Genomic DNA, 26,145 nt, shown 5'->3' with positions numbered 1-26,145 from the left:
TACCGGCTAGGGGCGCACCTGGCTGCGGGGTGCCAGCAGCGGAGAGCCGGCCACCCCGTCGCCGGTGCTCATCCCGTCCAGCACGAACTTCAGGGACTCCAGCGAGGTTCTCCGCGGCTGCCAGCCCAGCTCTTCACGTGCCCGGGTGGTGTCCATTACCGGCACACCGGCGGCCAAGTCGATCCAGCCCGGATCCGAGGCCTGCAGGTGCGCCGCCCAGGTCAGGCCGACGACGGCGCGCACCACTTTCACGGGCACGTTCAGGACCCGCTTGGCGCCCAGCACCCCGGCCAGGAGCTCGGGCGTGATGACTGGATCGGCGGCAATGTTGAAGGCACCCTCCGCCCGCTGGTCCACCACGCGCCAGTAGGCGTCGGCCATGTCATCGGCGTGGACCGCCTGGAAAACAAACTCGCTGGGCAGCGGGATCAACGGCAAGCGGAGCTTGTTGAGGATGAACTTGGGGATCACCCGGCCCACAAAGTAGACGCCGATCTCGCTTCCGGCGTCGGAGGAGAAGACCAGCCCCTGCCGCAGCCGGGCCACGGCGATCTCCGGGTACTCCAGTTCGAACCGGTCCAGGAGCGCTTCCTGCTCGCCCTTGTGCCTGCTGTAGTGCGAGCTGGCGATGCCGCGCGCCGGCCAGGATTCATCCGTCAGCCGGTCTTTCGGAGCCGGGCTGTACGCACCCACCGAGGAGGCGCAGACAAACTGCCGGACCCCCGCGGCGGCCGCCGCGGCCAGCGCATTCTCCGTGCCCTTGACGTTGACCCGGTGCAGCTCGGCTTCGTCGCGGTTGGGCTGGATCAGCCAGGCAAGGTGGATGACCGCATCGGACCCGCGCAGCGCCTCGGTCAACTTGTCCACGTTGGCGGCGTCGCCGAGGTCGATGCTGTGCCACTCGACGTCGTTGTACGGAGGCAGCGAGGTATCCGGAATCCGGCGGGCAATCCCCACCACCTCCAGGCCACCGCGTTCGCTGCGGGCCGCGGCAAGCCGGCGCAGGATAGCCGTTCCAACGTTTCCGGTTGCTCCGATAACCGCTACTCGCATGGTCCAGATCCTTCCGTTGCACTGCTCCCGGCACTGCACTCGACTCTACCGCCGCACCCGTTTTCCGGCAGCCCCCAGGCGCATCGGCAGACCGCCTGCGGGAGGGCGGAACGCGTTAGTCTGGAGGGCATGACACCTCAGGGATCAGCCCCGGCGGACAGCTCCGCGCACAGCACCAAAGGCGCCTATGTCACCGGCGGCACCGAATACACGCGGGACACGAACTACATCGAAACCCGAATCACCAGGGACGGCCGGGACGGCTATCCCGTGGAGGCCGGGCGCTACCGGCTGGTCGCAGCCCGTGCCTGTCCGTGGGCCAACCGGACCATCATTGTCCGGCGGCTGCTGGGCCTGGAGGACGCCATCTCGCTGGGCCTGCCCGGGCCCACCCATGACGCGCGCAGCTGGACCTTCGACCTGGATCCGGACGGCCGGGACCCGGTGCTGGGCATCGAACGGCTGCAGGAAGCCTTCTTCCGGCGGGTCCCCGGCTATCAGCGCGGGATTACCGTCCCGGCGATCGTGGACGTGCCCACCGGTGCCGTGGTGACCAACAACTTCCCGCAGATCACCTTGGACTTCTCCACGGAGTGGAAGGAGTTCCACCGCGAGGGCGCCCCGGACCTGCTGCCCGCCGAACATCTGGCGGAAATGGAACAGGTCAACAAACGGATCTTCACCGAGGTGAACAACGGGGTGTACCGGTGCGGGTTCGCCGGCTCGCAGGAAGCCTACAACGCGGCCTATGACCGGCTGTGGGCCGCGATGGACTGGCTGGAGGACCGGCTCTCGAGGCAGCGCTACCTGGTGGGGGACACCATCACCGAGGCGGACGTCCGGCTGTTCACCACCCTGGTGCGCTTCGATCCCGTCTATCACGGGCACTTCAAGTGCAACCGGAACAAGCTGACCGAGATGCCCGCCCTGTGGGGGTACGCCCGCGACCTGTTCCAGACGCCCGGCTTCGGGGACACCGTGGACTTCGAGCAGATCAAGGCGCACTACTACATAGTCCACGAGGACATTAATCCCACCGGGATTGTGCCCAAGGGCCCGGACCTGTCCAACTGGCTTTCGGAGCACGGCCGCGAGGGGCTGGGAGGCCGCCCCTTCGGCGACGGAACCGCACCTGGGCCGGTGCGCGAATCGGAACGGGTTGCCCCGGGACACGGTGCCGAGAGGTAACCTGCGGCAGCCGTCCTAATACGCAACATAAACGTTTCTTAAAGGCAGTAACCATAGGCTAGCCTTACTTAAGAAATTGCCCGTTGCCCTAGGGAGGTGCCTACGTGAGCGTTGCCGCACGCCCGTCAGGCGTTCCCCGCCAGCGCGGCTCCCGCGTGCACCTCACCGAAGCGGATTCCTCCGCGGGCAAGGCTGCCGGTCCCGGCACTGAACCTGTCGTTTCCGGCCCGGATACCGCTGGAAACCGCGGATCCGGACGACGTGCCGGCCTGCTTCTCCTGACCCTTGCGTTCCTTGCCGTGGCATGCGCCGCGTCCGTCGCCATCGGTGCCCGGCCGGTTGCCCCCGGCACTGTCTGGGATGCCTTTACTGCCTTCGATCCGGCCAACGGAGACCACGCCGTGGTCCACTCCCGCGTCCCGCGCACGGTTTTGGGTCTGGTCACCGGCGCCGCCCTCGGCCTGGCCGGTGCGGCCATGCAGGGCGTAGCCCGCAATCCGCTGGCAGACCCCGGCATCCTGGGCGTCAACGCCGGTGCTGCGTTTGCGGTGGTGGTGGGCATCTACATCTTCGGCATCACCAACCTCAACGGTTACATCTGGTTTGCCTTGGCCGGTGCTGCCGGAGCCGCCGTCGTCGTTTATCTGGTGGCGAGCCTCGGCCGGGAAGGCGCCACGCCGGTCAAGCTGGCCCTGGCCGGCGCCGCGCTCAGCGCCGGGCTGATGTCCCTGCTCAGCGCCGTGCTGGTCTCCAGCCAGCAGACCCTGGACACCTTCCGGTTCTGGCAAGTGGGCAGCGTGTCCGGCCGCGACTGGGACACCATTGCGGCGGTGCTGCCGTTCCTGGCGGCCGGCGCCCTGATCTCCGTCTTCGCCGGGCGGGCCCTGAACGGCCTGAGCCTGGGCGACGACGTTGCCCGCGGGCTCGGCCAGCGCGTCGGACTCACGCGGGGGATCACCGCCCTCGGCGTAGTGCTGCTGTGCGGCGCGGCCACCGCCGCGGCCGGACCCATCGCGTTCATCGGCCTGGTCATCCCGCACGTGGTGCGTAGTTTCACCGGCCCGGATTACCGCTGGATCCTGCCCTTCTCCATGCTTCTCGCCCCTGCACTGCTGGTCACCGCCGACGTGGTGGGCCGGGTCCTGCTGCCCCCGGGGGAAATCCCCGTGGGGGTCACTACCGCCGTGATCGGCGCGCCGGTCTTCATCTGGCTCGTGCGGCGGCGGAAGCTGGCCGAGCTGTGAGCACCGCCGTGGAAACTCCCCGCGGACCCCGCGCCGCGCCCGCCGGTGCGGCAGAAGCGGTCCGGGCCGCCCGGCGGCAGGGACGACGACGCCGGGTCCTCGTCCCGTCGCTGCTGGCCGCCTCGGTGTTCGTGCTGTTCGCGGTCTACGTCCTGCTGGGCACCTATACCTTCACCATCCCGGATTTCTTCCGGATCCTGTTCGGCGAGCAAATCCCCGGCGCAAGCTACATCCTGATGGAGAGCAAGCTTCCCCGGGCCGTCATCGGCACTTTGATCGGCGTGGGGTTCGGGATCGCCGGGGCGGTATTCCAGACGCTGCTGCGCAACCCCCTGGCCAGCCCGGACATCATCGGCATCAGCTACGGGGCCAGTGCCAGCGCGGTGTGTGCAATCGTGCTGTTCGGCGCCGCCGGGACCACGGTGTCCGTCGTCGCGCTGGTAGGAGCGCTGGTGGTGGCCATGGCCATCTACCTGCTTTCCCGCCGCGGCGGTGCCGCCGGTTACCGGCTGGTGCTGGTGGGCATCGGCTTCGCCGCCGTAATGCAGGCACTGGTGAGTTTCCTGCTGACCCGGACGGACATCCGCACCGCCTCCGAAGCGCTCGTGTGGCTCAACGGTTCCCTGAACAACAGCAGCTGGGACCGTGCAGCGGTGCTGGCCGCCTTCCTGCTGGTGCTGCTTCCCGCCGCGGCCGTGCTTGCCCGCAGCCTGCGCGGACTGGAACTCGGTGACGACGCCGCTGCCGGCCTCGGCATCCGCGTCGAAACAGCGCGGCTGGCCCTGATCATCGTCGGCGTCGGCCTGGCCGCCGTCGCCACCGCGGCAGCGGGCCCGGTGGCCTTCATCGCGTTCCTCTCCGGCCCCATCGCCCGCCGGCTGATGGGCGGGGAAGGCACGCTGCTCACCGCCGGACTGGTCGGTGCCTGCATTGTCCTGGCCGCGGACTTCGTCGGCGCCAACCTCATCCCCGGAGCCACCCTGCCCGTGGGTGTGGTGACCGGCGCCCTCGGGGCACCTTTTCTTCTGTGGCTGCTGGTCACGTCAAACCGCGTAGGCCAAGGAGGCTGACATGGAGAACCTGCTTTCCGCTGAAAAGCTGGAGCTCGGATACGACGAGCGCAAAGTGGTGGACTCGCTTTCGCTCACCCTCCCCGCCGGGAAAATCACGATCATCGTCGGTGCCAACGCCTGCGGGAAGTCCACGCTGCTGCGGGGACTGGCCCGGCTGCTGAAGCCCACCGCCGGCACCGTCTACCTGAACGGCAAGGACATCTCCGCCGTGCCCAGCCGGCAGGTGGCGCGCACGCTCGGACTGCTTCCGCAGACGCCCACCGCACCCGAGGGGATCACGGTGGCGGACCTGGTGGGCCGCGGCCGCTACCCCCACCAGGGCTGGTTCCGGCAGTGGACAGCCGCCGACGACGACGCGGTGGCAGCGGCGCTTGCCGCCACGGACACGGTGGACCTGGCCGGACGCAGCGTGGACGAGCTCTCCGGCGGCCAGCGCCAGCGGGTCTGGATTGCCATGGCCCTGGCACAGGAAACGGACATCCTGCTGCTGGACGAACCCACCACCTTCCTGGATGTCACCCACCAGATCGAGGTCCTGGACCTGATTACCGACCTCAACCGGCGGGCCGGCACCACCGTGGCCATCGTGCTGCATGACCTGAACCTGGCAGCCCGTTACGCGGACCACCTGGTGGCGATGAAGGACGGGAAGATTGCCGCAGAAGGCGCCCCGGCCGACGTCGTAACCGAGGAGCTGGTGGGCAGCGTTTTCGGGCTTGCCTCGCGCGTGATCCCGGACCCGGTGTCCGGCACGCCGATGGTCGTCCCGCTGGGACGCCACCACAGCGCCGCTCCGGAAGCGGAGGCAGAACCCGAACCGGAACCTGAAAAACCACAGGGCTACCTGCCCAACCCGGGGGACGGCCAGCGCCGGTCAGACATCAACGAGCCCATGGAGGCCGCATCATGACGCACGTCCGCTCCGCCAACGGGGCAACTGCCGCGTCCGCTGCAACCGCCCCGGCCGCCCCGGCGGACCCTGCCGTCCCGGCGCGCACGGGCCGCCGGGCCCGCAGCGCCGGGGCCGTGATGTCCTTCGACGTTGAGGTCAAACGGATTGTCCGGGTGGGCGCCAACTTCCAGCGCGTCACCTTCGCCGGTCCCTGCCTCGCCGACTTCGGCGTGCAGGGACTGACCCACGACCTGCGGATCAAGGTGATTGTGCCCTGCGTCGACGCAGCCGGCACCTCCCTGCCGCTGCCGGACCTCTCCACGCTGGACGCCGGCTGGTACCAGGACTGGCTGAAGCTGGATCCGGCCACCCGCGGCTGCATGCGCACCTACACCGTCCGCGGTGCCCGCTGCTCCGGACCAGAACCGGAGATCGACGTCGACTTCGTGATGCACTTCGACGAGGAGGGCAAGGGCGGGCCGGCCTCCAGCTGGGCGGCCTCTGCAGAACCCGGGGACCGGGTCTGCATCATCGGACCGAACGTTGCCCAGTGCGTCACGGCCGAGTCCTACGGAGGCATCGAATGGCGTCCAGGCATGGCCCGGCACGTGCTGCTCGCCGGTGATGAAACGGCGGTACCGGCCATCACCGCGATCCTGGAGTCGCTGCCCGAAGACGTCACCGGCCACGCCCTGATGGAAATTCCTTCCAGCGGTGACCGCCAGGAGGTCAGCACCAACTCCGGCGTGCAGATGATCTGGCTGGCCCGCGGCTCCCGGCCGCACGGGGAACTGCTCGACGCCGCGGTGCGGCAGGTCGTGGCGCTGCCCGGCTGGGCCTCGGTGGAGACCGCCGACGGCGAACCGTTCCGTCCCAGCCCCACCCTGCGGGAACCCGAGGAAGTCAACGTGGACGAGGCCATCCTGTGGGAAACCCCGCAGCGGCTCGATCCTGCGGTGGTGGAAGCCTCGCGGAACCCGCACGCCCCGTCCGGCGCCCTTCCCTTCTACGCCTGGATTGCCGGCGAGGCCGCCGTGGTGCGCGGCCTGCGCCGCTACCTGGTGCGCGACGTCGGGATCGACCGCAAGCAGGTGGCCTTTATGGGCTATTGGCGCAAGGGCCGCGCCGAGCTTTCCTAGCGAATCCCGCACCCGATTTTTTGTTTGACGGGCCTGCCACACGGCGGGCCCGTCCTCCTGAGAGGAAGAACCATGAAAAGAACTCCGATTGCCGCTGCGCTGGCGGTCCCTGCGGTCCTGCTGGCCCTGAGCGGCTGCGGTGCAGACGCGGGGGACAGCCCGGAGGCCGGGTCAAGCACCGCAGGGTCGGAGCACTTTCCGGTCACCATCGACTCCGCCCTGGGGCAGGCCGTGATTGAGGAAAAGCCCGAACGCGTGGTCACCATCGGCTGGGGCTCCGCGGACACCGCCGTCGCGCTGGGCACCACGCCGGTGGGCGTGGAAGAAGTCACCTGGGGCAACGACGACCACGGCAACTACCCGTGGGTCAGCGAAGCCATCGAGGAACGCGGCGACGATTTCCCCGCCACCTTCACCGGGGGACAGGACATTGACATTGACGCCATTGTCGCCTTGGAGCCGGACCTGATCCTGGCCCCGAACTCCGGCATCACCCAGGAGGACTTCGACATCCTCAACGATCTCGCTCCCACCGTGGCCTACCCGGAGCAGGCATGGAACATCAGCTGGGATGACCAGATTTCACTCATCGGCAAGGCCCTGGGCGAACCGGAAGCGGCACAGGACGCGGTTGACGGCATCGGGCAGTCGCTGGCGGACAGCGCGGCCGAGCATCCCGAGTTCGCCGGCAAGACCTTCGCCTACGTCTGGGGCGGCGGCGCCCCCGGTTCGCTGGTGCTTTACAACGAAGGGGATGCACGCGTGGATATCCTCACCGCGCTGGGCATGACCGTGGCCCCCGAGGTGCAGGACATTCCCTCGAGCGAGGGAAGCTTCACCTCGGACCTGGGGCTGGAGAACGCCGGCAAGCTCAACGACGTCGACGTGCTGTTCACCTGGTACAACGACGAAGCCGAGCAGCAGCGCACCGAAGAGCAGCGGCTTTTCGCACAGATTCCCGCCGTTGAACGCGGCTCCGTAGTGCGCAGCCTGGACCGCCAGGTCGGCATGGCCTCCAGCTTCCTGACGCCGCTGAGCGTTCCGTGGGTCCTGGATCGGTTCGAGCCGATGATTGAAGAAGCAGTTGCCAAGGTCGACTAATTCGACGCCTGTCTTGGTTCCGGCGCAGGCCGGAAACCCGGGAGCGGCCGGTGCAGGTGCACCGGCCGCTCTTCGGCGTCCGCTGCTGGGCGCCGGGCGCGGGACGGCACTGCTGGCCGCAGGGCTGGGCTTGCTGTTCCTCGCCGTCATCACCAGCCTCGCCGTCGGCGCCCACCAGCTGAGCCCGGCGGAAGTCGCGGCGTCGCTGTGGACGGAAATCACCGGCACCGGCAGCACGTACGCGGATGACGTGGTGGCCAGCCGGATGCCGCGGACCGTCCTGGGGATCGTGGCCGGCGCCGCCCTGGCCGTGGCCGGGGTAATCATGCAGGGCCTGACCCGCAATCCGCTCGCGGATCCGGGCATCCTGGGCGTCAACGCGGGAGCCGCAGCCGCCATGGTGACGGGCATGGCGTTCTTCGGCCTCGGCGCCACGAGCGCGAATGTCTGGGTGGCCCTGCCCGGCGCCCTGCTCACCGTGCTGGTGGTGTACGGCCTCGCCTCCGGCCGGCGCGGTTCGACGCCGGTCCGGTTGGTCCTGGCCGGCACCGTGATCTCCGCGGTGCTGCTCTCCTACATCCAAGCCATTGCCCTGACCCGGCCGGATGTGTTCGCCATGTACCGGTTCTGGGCAGTGGGGTCCCTGAGCGGCCGGACCATGGAGCAGGCCTATGACGTCCTGCCGTTCTTCCTCGTCGGACTGATCGCCGCCCTCGCCACCGGCCGGACCCTGAACGCCCTGGCCCTGGGCGAGGAAGCCGCGGCATCGCTCGGCCTGCGGCCGCAGACCGCCAAGGTCACCGGTGCACTGGCCGCCGCGCTCCTGTGCGCTTCGGCGACCGCCGCCGTCGGGCCCATCGGCTTTGTCGGCCTGGCGGTGCCGCATATCGTGCGTAGCTTTACCGGCCCGGACCACCGCTGGCTGCTGGTCCTGAGCGCCGTCGTCGGGCCCGCGCTGCTCCTGTTTGCGGACGTCGCCGGCCGCCTTGTGGCGCAGCCCGGGGAAATGCTTACCGGCGTGATCACCGCACTGCTGGGCGCACCGCTGCTGATCCTGGCCGTCCGCCGGATGCGGGCCGTGGCATGAGCGGCGTCCGTACCCTGACCGGGAACCGTACCGTGCCCGGGCCGCGCACCTTCCGCCTTGGCAAGCGCCTGAGCTTCCAGTACCGCAGGCGCAGTGTCCTGATCTGTCTGCTCCTGACCATCGCACTGATCCTGGTGGGAGCATTCACGCTGACCGCCGGGGAGCTGGGGCTGACCTGGCGCGAGTTGTTCGGACTAGCCGTCTCCCCGCCGCAGGGAAGCGCTTCCTTTGTGCTCGAACGGCTGCGCGGGCCGCGGTTCCTGACCGCCGTGGGCGCCGGTATCGCGTTCGGCGTGGCCGGATCCCTGTTCCAGACCGTCACCCGCAACCCGCTGGGAAGCCCGGAGGTGGTTGGGCTGACCAGCGGTGCGGCTGCCGGAGCTGCCGCAACCACGCTTTGGCCGGGCTACCTTCCCGTGCCCGTCGCCGCGATCCTGGGCGGTGCCATCGCAGTGGGACTGGTCTGGCTCAGCACCGGCCGCGGGTTCGCGCGGCCGGGGAAGCTGATTGTGGCCGGCATCGGCATTTCCGCTGTGGCAACCGCCCTGACCTCGCTGGCCATGACGACCGTGGGGGAGCAGCAGGCGCAGACGCTGGCCTTCTACCTCAACGGGTCCCTCGCGTCCCGGTCCTGGTCCCACGTGGCCACGATCGCCGCGGCCCTGGTCCTCGTCCTGCCCGCCGCGGCAGCGCTGCAGCGGCAGCTGAACCTGGTGTCCCTCGGCGATGACATGGCCGAGGCGCTCGGCGTCCGGGTGGTCCGTACCCGTACGGTCGCCATCCTCCTGGCGGTGGTACTGGCTGCCGCGGCCGTCAGCGTGTGCGGGCCCGTAGCGTTCGTGGCCCTGGTTGCCCCGCAGATCGCGCTGCGCCTGCTCGGGGTTTCCGCACCCGGTGTGGTTGCACCGGCGCTGGTGGGGGCGCTGGTACTGACGCTGTCCGACTTCACCGTCCAGCAGATCGACGTCGGCGCAGCCCTGCCCGTAGGCATCTTCACCGCGGCTCTGGGCAGCCTCTATCTGGGGTACCTCCTGTTCGGGGAAGCGCGGAAGGGCGTGCTCTGAGCACGTGCCCTGAGCCGGTTCGGCCGTGGGCCCGGTGGTAGCGAGACCTCTGACACGGGAGTGCCGGACATAGGTCACCAGCGGCATTGGGATTGGCCACAAAAGGGGGACCGCGGCGGGCCCGGTTTCTAGAATTAAAACCGGGTCGGATTGCCAGGCGGTGGACCGGGATGGTCCCGCAGATACGTTCCAGTCCGGCTTCAGCGCTCCAGGGAACCCGGTGAAGGCTGCCCGGGACCGGAACGCCACGGACGGCAGAAAAGTCCGGATCACAGAAGAGTCCTTGACCAACGCACACCGAGGTGATTGTTGACCGAGCACTTTTTAGACTCCGAAAATTCAAAGAACACCGCCGAAAGCCTGCGCGCCCGCACCGAGCATCTGCGTACCGGCCTGCGTACCCAGGCCGGAACGCTCCGTACCCGGACTGAAGACCTGAGCAGCCGTGCGGCCAAGGAAGCGGGCGCCCGGGCAAAGGAACTGGGGGCCTACGCCAAGGGGCTGGGCGCACAGACTCGGAAATGGATCCAGGAGAACGATGCCCCCAACCGGCGGACCGGCGCGCTGTCCATTGCCGCTGCCGTCGCTATCGGCGGGCTCGTCACCGGTACGGCTGAATCAGCTGAACCGGACCTGCGGATTGACCGCCAGGTTGTGGTGCAGCCCGCAGTCCAGAGCGGGGACGGCCCGGACGGCGGTCCGGTACCGGACACTGAGGCTGCCGAAGCGGCGCCCGCGGCGGAACCCGCTGCGGAACCGGCACCCGAGCCGGAACCGGAACCGGAACCGGAACCGGAACCGGTTGCCGAACCGGACCCGGGGCCTGTCCCGCCCGTGGATGACATGGTGGTCACGTCTCCGTTCGGCTACCGGGATAACCCGATGGCCCCGGGCGCCCTGGAATTCCACACCGGAACGGACTTCGGCGCCGTGACCGGGACTCCCGTGAAGTCCATGCTCGGCGGCACCGTCACCGAAGCCGGGTGGCATACCACCGGCGGCGGCGGGCTGCGCGTGGTCGTCGACCACGGCGACGGCCTGCAGACCACCTACAACCACCTCAACAGCATTGACGTGAGTGTGGGACAGGCGGTGGATGCCGGCGCAGTAGTGGGCGGAATCGGCAGCACCGGCAACTCCACCGGCCCGCACCTGCACTTCGAAGTGCTGCGGCACGGGAACTACGAAGACCCGATGGGCTGGCTCTAAACCGGGCCGTTTCAAACGGCCCGGTTAGGGTTACGGCACCGGGTTGGTGAGGACCGCCGGGTCCTTCTTGCCGTGGGGCATCCGGATGCGCAGGGCGTTGGCATCCATCTCGAACAGGATATGGGTGGCGTTGCCCAGATGGTCGCCGTCCATTTCGAAGTCCAGCGGGGACTCCGTCCACACCTCGGCGCGCTTGCACTGGTAGTACTCCACCGCGGTGCTGCTGCCCTTGCCGCGGCGCAGCAGCCCGGTTACCACGCCTACCCAGCCCAGCTTGCCCTTGGGCGCCAGGGTCAGGATGTCCAGCAGTCCGTCGTCGAGCCGGGCGCCGGGGAAGATCTCCAGGCCGCCGGTGATCTTGCCGCAGTTTCCGCCCATGACGCTGCGGAGACGGCGGTGGATCGGCTTGCCGCCATCAATCGAGATTGTCGTCTTTACGGGCTTGCCGGGAAGGTTCCGGATGCCGGCGTCGACGTACGCCAACCAGCCGATCTTGTCCTTGAGCGTGTCCTTGGTGTCCGCCATCATGCCGGCGTCGTAGCCCAGCCCTGCCATCACCAGGAAGGTATCGCTGTCCACAGCCTCGTCAACGGTGACGTGGACGACGTCGATGCGCCGCTCCGTGCCGTTGAGGGCGGCGCGGACCGCCTGCTCCGGGTCGTCGACGCCGATGTCCAGGTTGCGGGCCAGCAGGTTGCCGGTGCCCAGCGGCAGCAGGCCCATGGGGAAGGACGTGCCGGCCAGCTCTGCGGCGACGCAGCGCACGGTACCGTCTCCGCCGGCGGCAATCACCAGGTCCACTCCGGCTTCCATGGCCTTGCGCGCCATGGAGTGGCCCGGGTCCGCTTCCTCGGTGTCGAAGAACAGTGGCTCATCCCAGCCTTCATCGGCGCAGATCTCCGCAACCCGCACCCGGACGTCAAAGTCCGTCTTCTTGATGGGGTTCACAATGACGGCGGCACGGGGACGCGACTGGGTGTCTGGGCTGGTCATGGTGTCCTTATCGTAAGCAGGCGAACTATAGTTCCGGCTCTGAGTCTAGCCCGGCACGCGGCCGGGCGGAGGCTGATGCGGCTGCTGGTTCGAACACTGGCTCTTCCAAGAAGCTTGTAATCTGTGGTGGTGACTTTCAAGCAGCGATACGTGGCCCTGGGTGATTCGTTTACGGAAGGCGTGGGGGACGAGGATGAGACCCGATCCAACGGCGTGCGCGGCTGGGCGGACCGCGTGGCCGAGCAGTTGGTGCTGGCCGACAGTTCCTGGGGGTATGCGAACCTCGCCATCCGCGGCAAGAAGCTGCACCAGGTCCTGAACGAGCAGGTGGACGCCGCCATCGCCCTGTCGCCCACCCTGGTGACCATCTACGCCGGCGGCAACGACATCCTGCGTCCCAAGGTGGACATTGACGCCATCGTGGCTGCCTACGATGCCGGGATCGCCAAGCTGTGCTCCAGCGGTGCCGCGGTGCTGGTCTTCACCGGATTCGATTCCGGCAACTCCCCGGTCTTCGGCCGCACCCGCGGACGCACCGCGATCTACAACGAACTGGTCCGCGAGGCGGTGGAGAAGAACGACGCCGTGCTGGTGGACTACTGGCGCATGAAGAACCTCCAGGACGAACGGTACTGGGCCGTCGACCGGCTGCACATGTCTCCGGCCGGGCACATGCTGACCGCAAAAAAGGTGCTCGAAGTACTGCGTGGAACGGACGCCATTGATACTCCGGAGCTGGAGGAGCTGCCCGCCCGCAACCGGGTGGATCAGCTCCGCCGGGATGCGCAGTGGGCGCGCGAATACCTCGGTCCGTGGGTGAGCAGGCGGCTCCGCGGAGTGTCTTCCGGGGACAACCTCAGCCCCCGTTATCCGGAGTTGACGCACCCTCCGCTGCCCGCTTCATAGCCATTTGTGCGGGAAATCACATATGGGGGGATAGGTTCCTTGTTTTATATACCCGGAACGCCTTGGGCGTCCGCGCCAATGCGCGGAAAAACGGTTCCCCGATTCGGTGGATGCGCCGCGTTTTTCCTAAACTAGTAGGCCTGCCCGACACCGTGTGGTGCCGGGTGGTTGCTTTTGTCTCCAGCAGCCGACTTCTAATGAGGGAAGGCCCACATGTCGAAAGATGCACCGCCCCACGCTTCCGGAACCCCGGATTCACCGTCCACACTGGCGGCCCGTAAGACCCGCAGGTCCCCCCTGCGGCGCCGCCGCCTTGAAGTGGACGACGTAAATGTCGTCGACAAATCCATGATGAAGAAGGCTGTCGGCGGCACCGTCGTCGGCAACACCATGGAATGGTTCGACGTCGGCGTGTACGGCTACCTCGCCGTCACCATGGGTGCCGTCTTCCTGTCCGACGCCGACAAGGACGCACAGCTGCTCTTCAGCCTCGGCGTCTTCGCGGCCACGTTCATCGCCCGCCCGTTGGGCGGCATCGTCTTCGGGCGCCTCGGCGACCGCGTCGGCCGGCAGAAGACCCTGGCCATCACGCTGATCATGATGGCCGCTTCCACTTTCGCCATCGGCGTGCTGCCCAGCTACAACACCATCGGCATCTGGGCTCCGATCCTGCTGGTGCTTATGAAGCTCCTGCAGGGCTTCTCCACCGGCGGCGAGTACGCCGGTGCCACCACCTTCGTCTCGGAATACGCCTCCGATAAGCGGCGGGGTTTCCTGGCCAGCATCCTGGACCTGGGCAGTTACATGGGCTTCGCCCTGGGTGCCGCCGTCGTTTCGGTGATGCAGCTGCTGCTCTCCGAGTCCGACATGGTCGCCTGGGGCTGGCGCATTCCCTTCCTCATTGCGGGACCGCTGGGTCTCATCGCCATCTACTTCCGGCTGAAAATCGAAGAATCCCCGGCCTTCCAGGCCACGCTGGACGCCCAGGAGGCCAGCGCCAAGGCCGGTGACGAAACCGAATCCCTCGGCACCGCCGGAATCTTCCGCGCCTACTGGCGTCCGATCGTGTTGGCCATGGTCCTCGTGGCCGCCGTCAACTCGGTGGGCTACGCACTCACGTCCTACATGCCGTCCTACCTGACCGATTCCAAGGGCTACGACCCGGTCCACGGCACCCTGCTGACCATCCCCGTCCTGGTGCTGATGGCCCTGTGCATTCCGCTCGCGGGCAAGCTGTCAGACCGGATCGGCCGCCGCCCCGTGCTGTGGATCGGTGCGGGATCCACCATCGTGCTGGCGGTTCCTGCCTTTGTGCTGATTGACCAGGGTCCGGTTGCCACTACGCTGATCGGCCTGCTGCTGCTCGCCGTCCCGGTGACCTTCTATGTCGGCAACCTCGCTGCCACGCTGCCCTCCCTGTTCCAGACCTCCAGCCGCTACGGCGCCATGGGCATCTCCTACAACCTTGCCACCGCCATCTTCGGCGGTACTGCTCCGCTGATCATGCAGGGCCTGATCACCCTCACGGACAACGACATGTCGCCGGCGTACTGGCTGATGTTCACCTCCGTGGCCGGTGGCATCGCCGTCGTATTCATGAAGGAATCCGCCAAGCGGCCGATGCCGGGTTCCATGCCGAGCGTGGACACCCACGCCGAGGCACGCGAACTGGTCGCCGGCCAGGATGAGAACCCGCTGCTCGACGTCGACGCGCTGCCGTTCGACACACTGGGGAGCCAGCAGGCGCCCGCGCAGCCCGCTGACAACCGCGCGGAGCCCGGCGTCAGCCGCTAACCGCAGTACCGCTAACCGCAGTACCGCTAACCGCAGTACCGCTAACCGCAGTACCGCCAGCCGCAGGAGCCGGCCGGACGCCCCGCGCGTCCGGCCGGCTCCTGCCGTTTGGCACCTGTTGGAGTGCGGACCCAACCCTGCGATCATTGAAACGTAAAGCTTTAAACGAGAGGAATCCCGGGATGACTGAGAGCGCCCCCCGCTGGCTGAACGCCCAGGAGCGGCAGGCCTGGCTGGCGCTGTACGCCGTATCCGGCCTCCTCCCGGCCGCGCTCGACGCCGATCTGTTCCGCCGCGCGCGGATCACCCTCTTCGATTACCACGTCCTGGCCATGGTCTCCGAGGCCGAAGGCAGGGCCCTGCCGATGAGTGAGCTGGCGGCGCGCTCCAACGCATCGCTCTCCCGGCTCTCCCACGTGGTCAAGAAACTCGAGCAGCGCGGCTGGATGACCCGGACCCCCTCGCCTGCGGATGCCCGGGTGACGACGGCGGCCCTCACGAACGAAGGCATGGCTGCCCTCGAGGGACTCGCACCGGAACATGTGGAATCCGTCCGGAAGGCGGTTTTTGACGGCCTCTCCGACGAAGATGTTGCCGATCTGGAACGCGTGGGGAAGAAAATACTCGCCCGGCTGGACCCCGGCAATGGCATTCTCGGGCCCAGCCAGGCACCGTAGCGCCAAAGTCAACTTGTTGCCCGAGTGCCTGTCCTTGTTAGCGTGGTTAACACCGAGCTAACGCACGATATCCACGGCACGATGAGAGGCACCAGAGCATGCGCGTACCCCGAATCCTGACCGTAATCCTCGCTGGCGGTGCCGGCGGACGGTTGGGCAGCTTGACGGACCACCGAGCGAAACCGGCCATTCCGGTGGCCGGGTCCTACAACCTCATCGACATTTCCCTTTCCAACCTGCATAACAGCGGCTTCGGCGATGTCTGGATTGTGGAGCAGTACAAGCCCCAGTCCCTCAATGACCAGCTGGTCAGCGGACGGCCCTGGGACCTTGACCGCACCCAGGGCGGGCTGCGGGTGCTTCCGCCCTTCCAAGGCGGCGACGGCGAAGGCTTCGCCCAGGGCAACGCGGACGCCCTGTACCGCCAGGTGGATTACATCCGCGAATTTGATCCGGACCTCGTGCTGGTGCTCAGCGCGGACCATCTCTACCGCCTGGACTACCGCGACGTTGTCGAGGCCCATCAGGAGAACGGGGCGGCCCTCACCCTGGTCACCACGAAAATCAACAACAACCCGGGTGACCACGGAGTGGTCGAGGTCACCAACGGGCTGGTGACCGGATTCGAGTACAAGCCCCGGAACCCGAAGACGGACCTGGTGGCGGCGGAGATCTTCCTCTACGACACGGATGTGCTCCTGAATGCACTGGAAACCCTGGTGCAGCGTGACGGCCAGCTCGAGGACTACGGGGACCAACTGATTCCCTACCTGGTGGAGCAGGAAAAAGTAGTGGAATACCGCCTGCCGGGATACTGGCGGGACATGGGCACCCCGCGCAGCTACCACCAGGCGCACCTGGACCTGATCGAAGGCAACGGCCTGGACTTCGATGATCCGCAGTGGCCCATCCTCTCCGCCAGCCCGCGGCGGCTGCCGGCCTATGTCGGGCCGAACGGTGTGGCCACGGACAGCCTGCTGTCTCCCGGCGCCCGGGTTGAAGGCAGCGTACGCCGCAGCGTTCTCAGCGCCGGTGCAGTGGTGGAGGCCGGTGCCGAAGTGGATTCCTGCGTGCTGCTGGACGGCGTGGTGGTCCGGTCCGGAGCGCGGATCGCGAACCTGATCGTGGACTCCACAACGGTGATCGGCGGTGGGCGGAAACTGGACGGCGCGGAGCTGGATCCCGAAAACGGCGTGGCAGTGGTGGGGCGCGATTCAAAGGCGGACGCGCCGTCGTCGTGATACCCGGCACGCAGGTACCTCCGAGTTTGAACGAAACGCCCGTTGGCCCTAGGATAGAGAGGCGTTAAGTCGTGTGTGTGTTAACCTGTTCCGCTTCGCGCGGGCAGGGGAGTATTTGCACGGCCACCCGTATAAACCTAGAATTGAAGGCTGTCGAGCCGGGTTCCCCGTTCGGCTGCCTGAACTTCACCGTCTTCCCCGCGGCGAGGCACTTCGGCTGGATCTCACCCCGCCAGGTTAACCTCCGGAAAGTCGCAGTAATAACGGTGTCAAAACTGGTGGCGGGACGCTCTTTATGGCAGGTGCTTAGGCGCTTCCGCCTTGTGTCTGTTTTTTGAGGACCGTCATATTTACTACAACTGGAGGAGAGATCATGGCAGCTTACTGCCAGGTAACCGGAGCCATCCCCGGCTTTGGTCACAGCATTTCGCACTCGCACCGCCGCAACAAGCGTCGGTTCGACCCGAATATTCAGAAGAAGCGCTACTGGGTTCCGTCCCTGCGTCGCAACGTGACGCTGCAGGTTTCTGCACGCGGCATCAAGACGATTGACATCCGCGGCATCGACGCTGTTGTTACCGACCTGATCGCGAAGGGTGTGAAGCTGTAGTGGCTAAGGACAAGGACGTACGTCCGATCATCAAGCTGAAGTCCACTGCGGGCACCGGCTACACCTACGTAACTCGCAAGAACCGTCGCAACGATCCGGATCGTATGGTTCTCAAGAAGTACGATCCCAAGATCCGCCAGCACGTCGATTTCCGTGAGGAGCGCTAAGAATGGCAAAGAAGTCCAAGATTGCCCGCAACGAGCAGCGCAAGGTTATTGTTGAGCGCTACGCTGCCAAGCGCCTCGAACTGAAGAAGACTCTGGTCGACGCTAACGCTACCGACGAAGCCCGCGAAGCTGCACGCCTCGGCCTGCAGAAGCTTCCGCGCAACGCTTCCCCGGTCCGCCTTCGCAACCGTGACCAGATTGACGGTCGCCCCCGCGGTACCCTCCAGAAGTTCGGTATCTCGCGTGTGCGTTTCCGCAACATGGCCCACGCAGGCGAACTGCCGGGTATCAAGAAGTCCAGCTGGTAAGCACTGCCTACCGCTTCAAGAAGGACGGTCCCTTGTGGGGCCGTCCTTCTTGCTGTTAACCGGGCTTTTGCGGCCTGGTCTGGCTTGGCCTTGCCTTACGTTGCCGTTCCCTCCGGCTGCGGTCCGGTCTTTGGCCGGGGGCGGAGGGAAGGGCTCATGCGGAGTCAGCGCCTACTGCACAGCTCATGCGCTCCATGCCCCGCTCAGGCGGCATCTACTGCACTGTGAACATTTAGTGCAGCAAGGACCCCGAATCCGTCGCTGGAGGGACGTGCCGAGCAGGAATTCCACTGCTGGTGCTGCTGTTCCGGGAGTGATCACGTCCACCGGTCCGGCCCCACGGCCGGGATTCCGTGCCGAGGCACCTCTCAATCCCGTCCGGCCCTGGGTGCGGCGCGATCCAGTGTGCAGATAACGGGGTTATGGGCGCCGGATAGGCCCGTTATCTGTACAACGGGTGCGGGGTGAGCGCCGGATAGGCCCGTTATCTGTACAACGGCGGTGCTCGGACACTGGTAGTACAGATAAAGGGGTTACGGGCGCCGGATAAGCCCGTTATGTGTACATCGGGTGAGGGGTGGGACCGGATAGGCCCGTTATCTGTACAACGCCGGTGCTCGGACACTGGTAGTACAGATAAAGGGGTTATGGGCGCCGGTTAGGCCCGTTATCTGTACATCGGGTGCGGGGCCGGACAGGATAAGCCCGTTATCTGTACATCGGGTGCGGGGTCGGACCGGATAAGCCCGTTATGTGTACATCGGCGGCCTGCTGCATCCCCACCAAGCCTTGCTAGCTGTGCCGCGCGGCCTGGTCCGGCGTCGACGGCGCCGGACGCATTCGGTTCAGAGGCCGCACAACCGACGCCCATTAGGCCCAGGACATCCGGTGCCGTCCTCTGGCCTGCGGCGGGGGTCCGGGGCAGCAGCGGCGGAGAACCAAGACCAGCGGCGAGGCCCGTAGGAGGGCCAGCGAATGACCATCCCCGCCGTGTGCATTGAACCGGCACCACGAGCCAGCAGATCGACTCCCGCCCCGGATTCAGGGGGTGCCGGGACCCAGTCCAACGTGCCAAAGGCAACCGCGTATCACGAGACCAGCTTCCAAGCGAGTTGACTGGTCTTTGAGGGCAAAAAGCCACTTTTCGGCCCGATTATCGGGAAAAATCCGCTAAATGCAGGGGTTTTTGCCGGAGTTGGGGGTCCAAGCTGGTAAGTTTTCGAACAGCGGCGGTTTCGCATCCGCGATCCGCTCGAGTTACCCACAGTCCAGGAGGACATAAATTGGCTATGAACCGCAGTGAACTTGTTGCCGCAGTTGCAGAAAAGTCCGGCAACAGCCAGACCGCAGTCAACGGCGTGCTGGATGCCGTCTTCGACATCTTCGTAGATTCCGTTGCCAAGGGCGAGAAGATCACCATCCCGGGCTGGCTGGCAGTTGAGCGCACCGACCGCGCTGCACGTACGGGCCGCAACCCGCAGACCGGCGAAACCATTCAGATCCCGGCAGGCCACAGCGTCAAGCTGACCGCCGGCTCCAAGCTGAAGGCTGCCGTTTCCACCAAGAAGTAGCAGAACGTAGCGGCAACCTGCCGCAGCATTTGAGAGGGCCGGCATCGCGGAGATGCCGGCCCTCCCGTGTTTTTAAGCGCATATCCGGGAGCGCAGCCGAATATTGCTGCGGCACACCGGCTGTAAACCCGTGATAGCGGCAACAATGATTGGCCCTATTTTTACAGCGGGTAGAGAATGGGTACTGTGCCAAAATCCGTCAAAACCCAGACCGACCGCCCCACCGGCAGTTCGCGGCTTCCGCAGCACGGCAACGGGGGCGACCCTAGCTCAGCAGGGCAGAACGGCAGCGCTGTTCCCGCCGTGCGCACCGGCTGGCTTGCAGCTGCAGGCGCCCTCGTCTTCATCGCCCTGGCAGCGGCCATGCTTTTCACCGGTGCCGCCGGAGCGTCGCAGCTGGGAGACCCCGGATCGCTGACCCGCTGGGCACTTCCCGCAGCAAAGGCCGTGCAGAATATTTCCATGGCTGCCGTCATCGGCTCGCTGGTTTTTGCCGTGACGATCCTGCCCAAGAGCCTCAACTTTCGACGCGTACGAAAAAACGCGTCCGGCCGGCCGGCACCGGCTGAACCCGAGCATCCGGCGTTCACCCGTGCACTGGCCCTGACCTCGGTCGCCGCGGTCGCGTGGACCCTCTCCGCACTGGCCGTCATGGTGTTCACCTACTCCGATGTATCCGGGCTGCCGCTCAGCGCAGACTCCACCTACACGGCGGGCCTGGCGTCCTTCCTGACCGACTTTTCCACCGGACGGGCCTGGCTGGCAGTGAGCATCATCGCCGCCGTCGTCACCGCGCTGTCCTTCGGGGTGCGGTCCCTCGGCATGCTGGCCTTCACGTTGGTCCTCGCCGTCGGCGCCCTGCTCCCCACTGCCCTGATCGGGCATTCCGCCGGCGGAGACGATCATGCCGCGGCGGTGAACTCGATTGGACTGCATCTGCTGGGCGTATGCCTGTGGATCGGCGGAATCATCGTCCTGGCCGTGGTATCCCGGCAGCTCGGCTCCATCACCGGCGTAGTACTGGCGCGGTTCTCCGCCCTCGCGGGCTTCGCCTTCGCGCTGGTGTTCCTCTCCGGCGTCGTCAATGCGTCCCTGCGGATCAATTCGCTGGACCAGCTGGGGACGCCGTGGGGCGGCCTCGTGCTCACCAAAGCCGGGCTCACGCTGCTTCTGGGCATCCTGGGGCTGATGCACCGCAACTGGATCATTCCGCGTCTCGCCGGTTCCCACCCGTCCCGCACCCCGGTTCCGGCCGGAACCGCAGCCCCCAACGGCGGGCTGTCGGCCCAACGGGTGCTCTGGCAGCTCATTGCCGTGGAACTGGCCGTCATGGGCGCCGTGTCCGGCGTGGCTGTGGCCCTGGGCCGCACCGCGCCGCCGCGCTCCGAAGAGCTCCCCCAGGATGCATCACCGGCCCGTATCCTCACCGGCTATGACCTGCCGCCGGAGCTGACCCCGGAACGCTACCTCACCGAGTGGCGGCCGGACTGGCTCTGGGTGGCTGTCATCCTGACCCTGGCCACGTCCTATCTCATCGGCGCGGTACGGCTCCGCCAGCGTGGAGACAAATGGCCGGTCCGGCGTACGGCCTGCTGGCTGGTTGGCCTGCTGGCCCTCGGCTACATCACCTGCGGCGCACCGCAGGTTTACGGCATGGTCCTGTTCAGCACGCACATGCTGGCGCACATGGCCCTGACCATGGTGGTGCCGCTGTTCCTCGTGCTCGGTGCACCCGTCACCCTTGCACTCAAGGCACTGACGCCCCGCACCGACGGTACCCGCGGGATCCGGGAATGGATCCTCATCGGGGTGCATTCACGCTTCTCGAAGATCATCACCAACCCGGTTGTGGCCGCTGTGAACTTTGCCGGCTCCATCGTGGTCTTCTACTATTCGGACCTCTTCGGCCTGGCCCTGCGGGAGCACGTGGGGCACGAGCTGATGGTGGTGCACTTCCTGCTGACCGGCTACATCTTCATCCTGACGATGATCGGGATTGATCCGCTGCCCGGCCGCGCGCCCTACCCGCTGCGCCTGGTGATCCTGCTCGCCACCATGGCCTTCCACGCCTTCTTCGGAGTGGCGGTGATGGGCGGAACGGCACTGATCCAGGCTTCCTACTTCGGGAACATGGGCCGGGAATGGGGACTGTCTGCCCTGGCGGACCAGCAGCTGGGCGGGTCATTGATGTGGGGCATCGGTGAAATCCCGACCCTGTTCGTGGCCATCGGGGTGGCTTATCAGTGGTCCAAGAGCGATGCCAGGGAAACCAAGCGGCTGGACCGCGCAGCAGAGCGGAATAATGACGCCGATCTGACTGCTTACAACAACATGTTTGCAAACCTGGCACAGCGTGATGCCGGGACCCCGGATCAAGGAGATCGTTAATGACTGAAACCGTGCGCGCCGGATACCGGGTGCGGGCCTCGGAGCTCGAGGGCCGCAACTGGCTGAACACCGGCGGCCGGCAGCTGAACCTGGAGGATCTCCGCGGCAAGATCGTGTTGCTGGATTTCTGGACTTTCTGCTGCATCAACTGCCTGCACGTGCTGGACGAGCTTCGGCCCCTCGAGGAAAAGTTCTCCGACGTGCTGGTCACGGTGGGAGTCCATTCCCCGAAGTTCGAGCACGAAGCGGACCCGGTGGCCCTGGCCGCCGCGGTGGAGCGCTACGAAATCCACCACCCCGTGCTGGATGACCCGGAGCTGCTCACCTGGCAGGCCTACACGGCCCGCGCCTGGCCCACCCTGGTGGTCCTGGACCCCGAGGGGTACATCGTGGCGCACCTGTCCGGTGAAGGACACGCAGCGGGCCTGGAATCGCTTGTGGCAGAGCTCGTGGAGGAACACGAGGCCAAGGGGACGCTGCACCGCGGCGACGGCCCCTACGTCCCGGCAGAACCCACCGCCGGAGACCTGCGGTTCCCGGGAAAGGTGACCGCCCTGCCCGGCGGGACCTTCCTGGTCGCCGATACGGGCCACCACCGCCTCGTGGAGCTGGATGCGGACCTGGCGGGCGTCCGCCGGACCATCGGCGACGGCACCAAGGGCTGGCAGGACGGCGATGCCGGGACCGCCCGCTTCAACGAACCCCAGGGTGTGGCCCTGCTGCCTGCCGACGTGGCGGAAAAGGCAGGGTACGACGTCGTTGTGGCGGACACGGTCAACCACCGTCTGCGCTCGGTGAACCTCGCTACGGGTGCCGTTCAGACCATCGCCGGCAACGGAGTGCAGCGGCTGCTGGACGCCGGGAACCAGACGAAGGCGGGTGCGGCATCCGCCGGGTCCGGTGAAGCCGCCGGGGACAGCGCCCCCTCCGATTCCTCCGATCTGCTGGGCGCCGACCCGCTCAACATTTCGCTGTCCTCGCCGTGGGACCTGGTCTGGTCCTCGAAGCTGCAGCGGCTGGTCATCGCGATGGCCGGCACCCACCAGATCTTCAGTTTCGATCCGGTGACCGGGGCCGTAGCCGTCCTGGCCGGCACGGGACTGGAAGGCCTGCTCGACGGCGGAGCCTCCGCTGCCTGGTTTGCCCAGTCCTCCGGCCTTGCCGAAGACGGCGACGGCAACCTCTGGGTAGCCGATTCCGAAACATCCGCGCTGCGCAGGCTGAACCTGGACGGCACCGGCGGAAGCGTCCAAGTGGAAACCGCCGTCGGCACCGGCCTGTTCGACTTTGGCTTCCGCGACGGTGACGCCTCTGTGGCCCGGCTGCAGCACCCGCTGGGTGTAGCGGTGCTGCCGGATGGTTCCGTGGCGGTTGCGGACACCTACAACGGCGCGGTGCGGCGCTACGATCCGGTGACGGGCACCGTCTCCACCCTTGCCCGCGGACTCTCCGAGCCTTCGGACGTGCTGGTGGACAACAGTGCCGCCGAACCGCTGTTGATTGTGGTCGAGTCCAACCGGCACCAGCTGGTCCGCCTGCCCATTCCGAAGGAAGCCCAGTCCGTGGATGAAGGCGCCCGGCAGACGCAGCGCCCGAAGACCGCCGTGGAAGCCGGCCCAATGTCGCTGACGGTGCGCTTCGCCGCACCCAAGGGCCAGAAGCTGGATGACCGCTGGGGTGATCCCACGCAGCTGAAGATCTCCGCCTCCCCGGAGGGGCTGCTTGTCTCCGGCGGCGGCACGGCTACGGGCCTGACCCGTGAACTCGTGCTTTCAGACACAGTGACGGAGGGAGTACTCCACATCACCGCCCGTGCTGCCGCCTGCGACGGAGAGCCGGGCGGGGAGATCCCTGACCACGCGGCCTGCCACATGTACCAGCAGGACTGGGGCATTCCGGTAGTGCTGCAGGCCGGAGGCGAGTCCGAGCTGGTCCTGGACCTGCGCGGACTGGACTGAGCACCGCTCTTCACGGACCGGGCTGCCCGGACTGGATCTGCTTAACGACGCAGGCGGCGGCATGGATTTCCAAGCCGCCGCCTGCGCTTTGTTCAGGAGCTGCTAGTCGACCTGCGGGCTCAGCGTCACGTTTTCCCCGTCCACCCTGAGGGAGGCATTGAACGTGAAGGGCTCGTCGGCCACCAGCGGGCTCTTGTCGCCGCTGAAGAGATCCACCTGGGTGGCCGTGACCTGCGCTGTGCCGCTCAACGGGCTGAGCACCCAGGCACCCTCAGCCTGCGTGAGTTCAACGTCCGGGTAGTCGGTGATGCTCCACCTGATCGGCTGGTCCACCCGGTTGTTGGTGAGATGGTAGAACGGGCAGCCCGGAGGCGCCAGACGGTCAGCGGCCGTGCAGCCGTCGAGGAACTCGCGGATACCGGCATCAATCTTGGAAACCAGTTCCTTGGTTGCCTCCGGCACGAGGGTGAGCTGCGGCTCGCCGTCGTCGGACACCAGGATCTCCCGCTCCGCAGCGGCCAGGTACTGGCTCTCATAGGAGGCCGCCACCCGCGAGGCAGGGAAGGCAGCGAACGTATTGGCACCGTCCGGGAGCGTTACCCGGACACCGTTGAGGGTCGCTTCCCGCAGTGCCGGGGCGGTGACCTGCACGGTCGGCAGCGTGGCCGGCACGAAGTCCCAGGTGTCAAAGAAGAGCCAGCGTTTGCCGGTGTTCTCCAGCACGAACCTGGTGGTTCCCTCGGCCTCGCCGTAGGCGTAGTCCACCGCAACCTCGACGCGGTTCCCGCCGATCTCCTCGGCGTCACCGATTTCGCGCACCTGCTGCCCCTTCACGGAGGCACGGAGCGCATCGCCGTCCAGCAGTGCGGCGTTTGCCTCGGGGACCTGCGCGTTGAGCATCCCCAGCGCCTGTTCGCCCTCGCCGTCGGCCAGCTTCTGCAGATAGCTATCGACTTGCTTCTCGGGGCCGTACGCCTTGGTGTTAACGAAGTAGATCACGACGACGGCGGCCGCGATGGTGAGCATGAGGGCAAGCAGCCAGGCGGCTACTGCCTTGATTACCGGTGATGTTCCCTGCACTGCTCTTACGTTACCTGCCCGGACGGACGAAGGCCGGATCGGTTTCCCGCTCCGGCCTTCGTGTCAGGTGCCCCGGCCGGGCACCTGTGTCCCTGACAGGGCGGCTAGGAAGCGGCCGCTGGGACCGACTCGTGGGCAGCGGCGATCTCCTCGGCACGGTGGGCGTTGGCTTCCTCCGTCAGCTCCGCACCGGCAGCCGCATCGCGGGTCAGGTTCTCGCCGGTCTCGGGGTCGAAGAGGTGCACCTTGCGGGTGTCCAGCCACAGTTCGGCGTCGCGGCCGCCGCGGATCCGGCTGGCGGCGTCGAGCGTAACCACCACCTGCGGGCGCAGTTCGTCGGCATCCATGTCCCGCGCGAGGTTGTTCAGCAGCTCACGGACCTCGGGAGTGGGATCGAAGTGGATGTAGCCGTACTGTTCGTTGCCCAGCCACTCCGTGTGCGTGATCGGTGCCGTGAACGTGGAGCCGTGCTGCAGCTTGTGTTCCTCCACCAGGGAAGCATCCTCGAAGAACTCGGGACGGATGCCCACCAGGACAACCTGCCTGCCGGCGGCCTTCGCTGCCTTTTCCTCGGGAATGCGGAGGTCGCCGACGGCTGTCTTCAGCACTCCGTTCTCCAGCGTTGCCGGCAGGAAGTTCATGGACGGGGAACCGATGAAGCCGGCCACGAAAAGGTTGATGGGCTGTTCGTAGAGCTCGCGCGGGGAAGCGACCTGCTGCAGGATGCCCTTCTTCAGCACTGCTACCCGGTCTCCCAGCGTCATGGCCTCGGTCTGGTCGTGGGTGACGTAAACGCTGGTGGTGCCTAGACGGCGCTGCATCTGCGCAATCTCGGCACGCATCTGGCCGCGCAGTTTGGCGTCCAGGTTGGAGAGCGGCTCATCAAAGAGGAAGGCATCGGCTTGCCGGACGATGGCACGGCCCATGGCCACCCGCTGCCGCTGGCCGCCGGAGAGGTTGGCCGGTTTCCGGTCCAGGTGGTCCGTCAGTTCAAGCGTGGTTGCTGCGTCGGTCACGAGCTTGCGGACCTGCTCGTCGTTGTACTTGCCCTTGTTCAGCCGCAGCGGGAACGCGATGTTCTCGTAGACCGTGAGGTGCGGGTAGAGCGCGTAGTTCTGGAACACCATGGCCAGGTTGCGGTCGCGGGGTGCCTTGTCATTGACGCGCTCTCCGTTGATCAGCAGATCACCGGAGGTAATGTCCTCGAGGCCCACGATCATGCGCAGCAGTGTCGACTTGCCGCAGCCGGAGGGGCCCACCAGGATGATGAACTCTCCGTCGGCAATATCCAGGCTGACATCGTTGACGGCCGGGAAACCGTCGCCGTATTTCTTGACGAGGTGGTTAAGGGTAATAGATGCCATGGTTAGGGATCCTTTTCTTCAGTCCGGGTGCCGAGGGG

At 66.7% G+C, this 26,145-nt stretch carries 23 protein-coding genes; 19 read left to right on the top strand and 4 right to left on the bottom strand.

Annotated features, from left to right (window positions below; translation table 11 throughout):
* Positions 1-6 precede the first annotated feature (6 nt).
* Entirely contained in the window at positions 7-1,053 is a 1,047-nt protein-coding gene (locus N2K98_RS14895) for an NAD-dependent epimerase/dehydratase family protein (protein WP_255864827.1), read from the bottom strand.
* Positions 1,054-1,182: 129 nt separating this feature from the next.
* On the opposite strand from N2K98_RS14895, the gene N2K98_RS14890 reads away from it, so the two are divergent.
* The 9 genes from N2K98_RS14890 (at position 1,183) to N2K98_RS14850 (ending at position 11,050) form a co-directional block, all read left to right on the top strand.
* Positions 1,183-2,241 (top strand): glutathione S-transferase family protein, encoded by a 1,059-nt coding sequence (locus tag N2K98_RS14890; protein WP_255864828.1) that lies wholly within the window; start codon positions 1,183-1,185, stop codon positions 2,239-2,241.
* A 155-nt stretch (positions 2,242-2,396) separates the two neighbouring features.
* Entirely contained in the window at positions 2,397-3,485 is a 1,089-nt protein-coding gene (locus N2K98_RS14885; RefSeq protein WP_407080028.1) for a FecCD family ABC transporter permease, read from the top strand.
* Positions 3,482-4,555 (top strand): FecCD family ABC transporter permease, encoded by a 1,074-nt coding sequence (locus tag N2K98_RS14880; RefSeq protein WP_407079991.1) that lies wholly within the window; start codon positions 3,482-3,484, stop codon positions 4,553-4,555. Before N2K98_RS14885 ends, N2K98_RS14880 begins: the two co-directional genes overlap by 4 nt.
* 1 nt (position 4,556) lies before the next feature.
* Positions 4,557-5,468 (top strand): ABC transporter ATP-binding protein, encoded by a 912-nt coding sequence (locus N2K98_RS14875; RefSeq protein ID WP_255796730.1) that lies wholly within the window; start codon positions 4,557-4,559, stop codon positions 5,466-5,468.
* 119 nt (positions 5,469-5,587) lie between these two features.
* Complete coding sequence (locus N2K98_RS14870; RefSeq protein WP_255864853.1) at positions 5,588-6,589, top strand: siderophore-interacting protein; 1,002 nt, start codon at positions 5,588-5,590, stop codon at positions 6,587-6,589.
* Between the two features lie 72 nt (positions 6,590-6,661).
* Positions 6,662-7,690 carry an iron-siderophore ABC transporter substrate-binding protein gene (locus N2K98_RS14865; protein WP_255796731.1) on the top strand — a complete coding sequence of 343 codons (1,029 nt, stop codon included), beginning with the start codon at positions 6,662-6,664 and terminating at the stop codon, positions 7,688-7,690.
* A gap of 13 nt (positions 7,691-7,703) precedes the next feature.
* Entirely contained in the window at positions 7,704-8,777 is a 1,074-nt protein-coding gene (locus N2K98_RS14860) for a FecCD family ABC transporter permease (protein WP_260553714.1), read from the top strand.
* Entirely contained in the window at positions 8,774-9,841 is a 1,068-nt protein-coding gene (locus N2K98_RS14855) for a FecCD family ABC transporter permease (RefSeq protein WP_255864855.1), read from the top strand. The genes N2K98_RS14860 and N2K98_RS14855 overlap by 4 nt, the downstream gene beginning before the upstream one ends.
* 309 nt (positions 9,842-10,150) lie before the next feature.
* Positions 10,151-11,050, top strand: a complete 900-nt coding sequence (locus N2K98_RS14850; RefSeq protein ID WP_255864856.1) for a M23 family metallopeptidase — start codon at positions 10,151-10,153, stop codon at positions 11,048-11,050.
* Between the two features lie 30 nt (positions 11,051-11,080).
* Here N2K98_RS14850 and N2K98_RS14845 read toward each other — a convergent pair whose 3' ends face one another.
* Positions 11,081-12,043: a diacylglycerol/lipid kinase family protein gene (locus tag N2K98_RS14845; protein WP_255796767.1), complete on the bottom strand. Its 963-nt coding sequence runs from the start codon at positions 12,041-12,043 to the stop codon at positions 11,081-11,083.
* 129 nt (positions 12,044-12,172) lie between these two features.
* Here N2K98_RS14845 and N2K98_RS14840 point away from each other — a divergent pair, with 129 nt between their 5' ends.
* The 10 genes from N2K98_RS14840 (at position 12,173) to N2K98_RS14795 (ending at position 23,663) form a co-directional block, all read left to right on the top strand.
* Positions 12,173-12,949, top strand: a complete 777-nt coding sequence (locus N2K98_RS14840) for an SGNH/GDSL hydrolase family protein (RefSeq protein WP_255864857.1) — start codon at positions 12,173-12,175, stop codon at positions 12,947-12,949.
* Positions 12,950-13,162: 213 nt separating this feature from the next.
* The gene (locus N2K98_RS14835) at positions 13,163-14,743 is read left to right on the top strand and encodes an MFS transporter (RefSeq protein ID WP_255864858.1); all 1,581 of its coding nucleotides are present in this window, start codon (positions 13,163-13,165) and stop codon (positions 14,741-14,743) included.
* Between the two features lie 182 nt (positions 14,744-14,925).
* Positions 14,926-15,420, top strand: coding sequence for a MarR family winged helix-turn-helix transcriptional regulator (locus tag N2K98_RS14830; protein WP_255864859.1), 495 nt, complete (start codon positions 14,926-14,928; stop codon positions 15,418-15,420).
* 98 nt (positions 15,421-15,518) lie between these two features.
* Entirely contained in the window at positions 15,519-16,661 is a 1,143-nt protein-coding gene (locus tag N2K98_RS14825) for a glucose-1-phosphate adenylyltransferase family protein (RefSeq protein WP_255796771.1), read from the top strand.
* A 373-nt stretch (positions 16,662-17,034) separates the two neighbouring features.
* On the top strand, positions 17,035-17,271 hold the full coding sequence (gene rpmB / locus N2K98_RS14820) for a 50S ribosomal protein L28 (RefSeq protein ID WP_146360594.1): 237 nt from the start codon (positions 17,035-17,037) through the stop codon (positions 17,269-17,271).
* A complete protein-coding gene (gene rpmG, locus N2K98_RS14815; protein ID WP_227919278.1) occupies positions 17,271-17,438 on the top strand; it encodes a 50S ribosomal protein L33 in 168 nt (55 codons plus the stop codon). The genes rpmB and rpmG overlap by 1 nt, the downstream gene beginning before the upstream one ends.
* 2 nt (positions 17,439-17,440) lie before the next feature.
* The gene (rpsN, locus tag N2K98_RS14810) at positions 17,441-17,746 is read left to right on the top strand and encodes a 30S ribosomal protein S14 (RefSeq protein ID WP_227919276.1); all 306 of its coding nucleotides are present in this window, start codon (positions 17,441-17,443) and stop codon (positions 17,744-17,746) included.
* Between the two features lie 1,283 nt (positions 17,747-19,029).
* Positions 19,030-19,317, top strand: coding sequence for an HU family DNA-binding protein (locus N2K98_RS14805; RefSeq protein ID WP_269440137.1), 288 nt, complete (start codon positions 19,030-19,032; stop codon positions 19,315-19,317).
* Positions 19,318-19,494: 177 nt separating this feature from the next.
* Positions 19,495-21,705: a cytochrome c oxidase assembly protein gene (locus N2K98_RS14800; RefSeq protein ID WP_255864860.1), complete on the top strand. Its 2,211-nt coding sequence runs from the start codon at positions 19,495-19,497 to the stop codon at positions 21,703-21,705.
* Positions 21,705-23,663 (top strand): NHL domain-containing thioredoxin family protein, encoded by a 1,959-nt coding sequence (locus N2K98_RS14795; RefSeq protein WP_255864861.1) that lies wholly within the window; start codon positions 21,705-21,707, stop codon positions 23,661-23,663. Before N2K98_RS14800 ends, N2K98_RS14795 begins: the two co-directional genes overlap by 1 nt.
* Before the next feature lie 102 nt (positions 23,664-23,765).
* On the opposite strand, the gene N2K98_RS14790 is transcribed toward N2K98_RS14795, so the two are convergent.
* On the bottom strand, positions 23,766-24,743 hold the full coding sequence (locus tag N2K98_RS14790; protein WP_255796774.1) for a hypothetical protein: 978 nt from the start codon (positions 24,741-24,743) through the stop codon (positions 23,766-23,768).
* A 104-nt stretch (positions 24,744-24,847) separates the two neighbouring features.
* Positions 24,848-26,107 (bottom strand): ABC transporter ATP-binding protein, encoded by a 1,260-nt coding sequence (locus N2K98_RS14785; protein ID WP_255796775.1) that lies wholly within the window; start codon positions 26,105-26,107, stop codon positions 24,848-24,850.
* Positions 26,108-26,145 lie beyond the last annotated feature (38 nt).

The organism is Arthrobacter jinronghuae (genome assembly GCF_025244825.1).
In the GTDB taxonomy this organism is placed as follows: domain Bacteria; phylum Actinomycetota; class Actinomycetes; order Actinomycetales; family Micrococcaceae; genus Arthrobacter_B; species Arthrobacter_B jinronghuae.
Note: the sequence above shows the minus strand (reverse complement) of the source record. Positions and strands in the feature narration are given on the sequence as shown.

What these genes read in the sequence shown, in the direction of transcription:
- N2K98_RS14895 (WP_255864827.1), bottom strand. Translation starts at nt 1,053, where the DNA reads ATGCGAGTAGCGGTTATCGGAGCAACCGGAAACGTTGGAACGGCTATC.
- N2K98_RS14890 (WP_255864828.1), top strand. Translation starts at nt 1,183, where the DNA reads ATGACACCTCAGGGATCAGCCCCGGCGGACAGCTCCGCGCACAGCACC.
- N2K98_RS14875 (WP_255796730.1), top strand. Translation starts at nt 4,557, where the DNA reads ATGGAGAACCTGCTTTCCGCTGAAAAGCTGGAGCTCGGATACGACGAG.
- N2K98_RS14870 (WP_255864853.1), top strand. Translation starts at nt 5,588, where the DNA reads ATGTCCTTCGACGTTGAGGTCAAACGGATTGTCCGGGTGGGCGCCAAC.
- N2K98_RS14865 (WP_255796731.1), top strand. Translation starts at nt 6,662, where the DNA reads ATGAAAAGAACTCCGATTGCCGCTGCGCTGGCGGTCCCTGCGGTCCTG.
- N2K98_RS14855 (WP_255864855.1), top strand. Translation starts at nt 8,774, where the DNA reads ATGAGCGGCGTCCGTACCCTGACCGGGAACCGTACCGTGCCCGGGCCG.
- N2K98_RS14845 (WP_255796767.1), bottom strand. Translation starts at nt 12,043, where the DNA reads ATGACCAGCCCAGACACCCAGTCGCGTCCCCGTGCCGCCGTCATTGTG.
- N2K98_RS14835 (WP_255864858.1), top strand. Translation starts at nt 13,163, where the DNA reads ATGTCGAAAGATGCACCGCCCCACGCTTCCGGAACCCCGGATTCACCG.
- N2K98_RS14830 (WP_255864859.1), top strand. Translation starts at nt 14,926, where the DNA reads ATGACTGAGAGCGCCCCCCGCTGGCTGAACGCCCAGGAGCGGCAGGCC.
- N2K98_RS14825 (WP_255796771.1), top strand. Translation starts at nt 15,519, where the DNA reads ATGCGCGTACCCCGAATCCTGACCGTAATCCTCGCTGGCGGTGCCGGC.
- rpmB (WP_146360594.1), top strand. Translation starts at nt 17,035, where the DNA reads ATGGCAGCTTACTGCCAGGTAACCGGAGCCATCCCCGGCTTTGGTCAC.
- rpsN (WP_227919276.1), top strand. Translation starts at nt 17,441, where the DNA reads ATGGCAAAGAAGTCCAAGATTGCCCGCAACGAGCAGCGCAAGGTTATT.
- N2K98_RS14800 (WP_255864860.1), top strand. Translation starts at nt 19,495, where the DNA reads ATGGGTACTGTGCCAAAATCCGTCAAAACCCAGACCGACCGCCCCACC.
- N2K98_RS14795 (WP_255864861.1), top strand. Translation starts at nt 21,705, where the DNA reads ATGACTGAAACCGTGCGCGCCGGATACCGGGTGCGGGCCTCGGAGCTC.
- N2K98_RS14785 (WP_255796775.1), bottom strand. Translation starts at nt 26,107, where the DNA reads ATGGCATCTATTACCCTTAACCACCTCGTCAAGAAATACGGCGACGGT.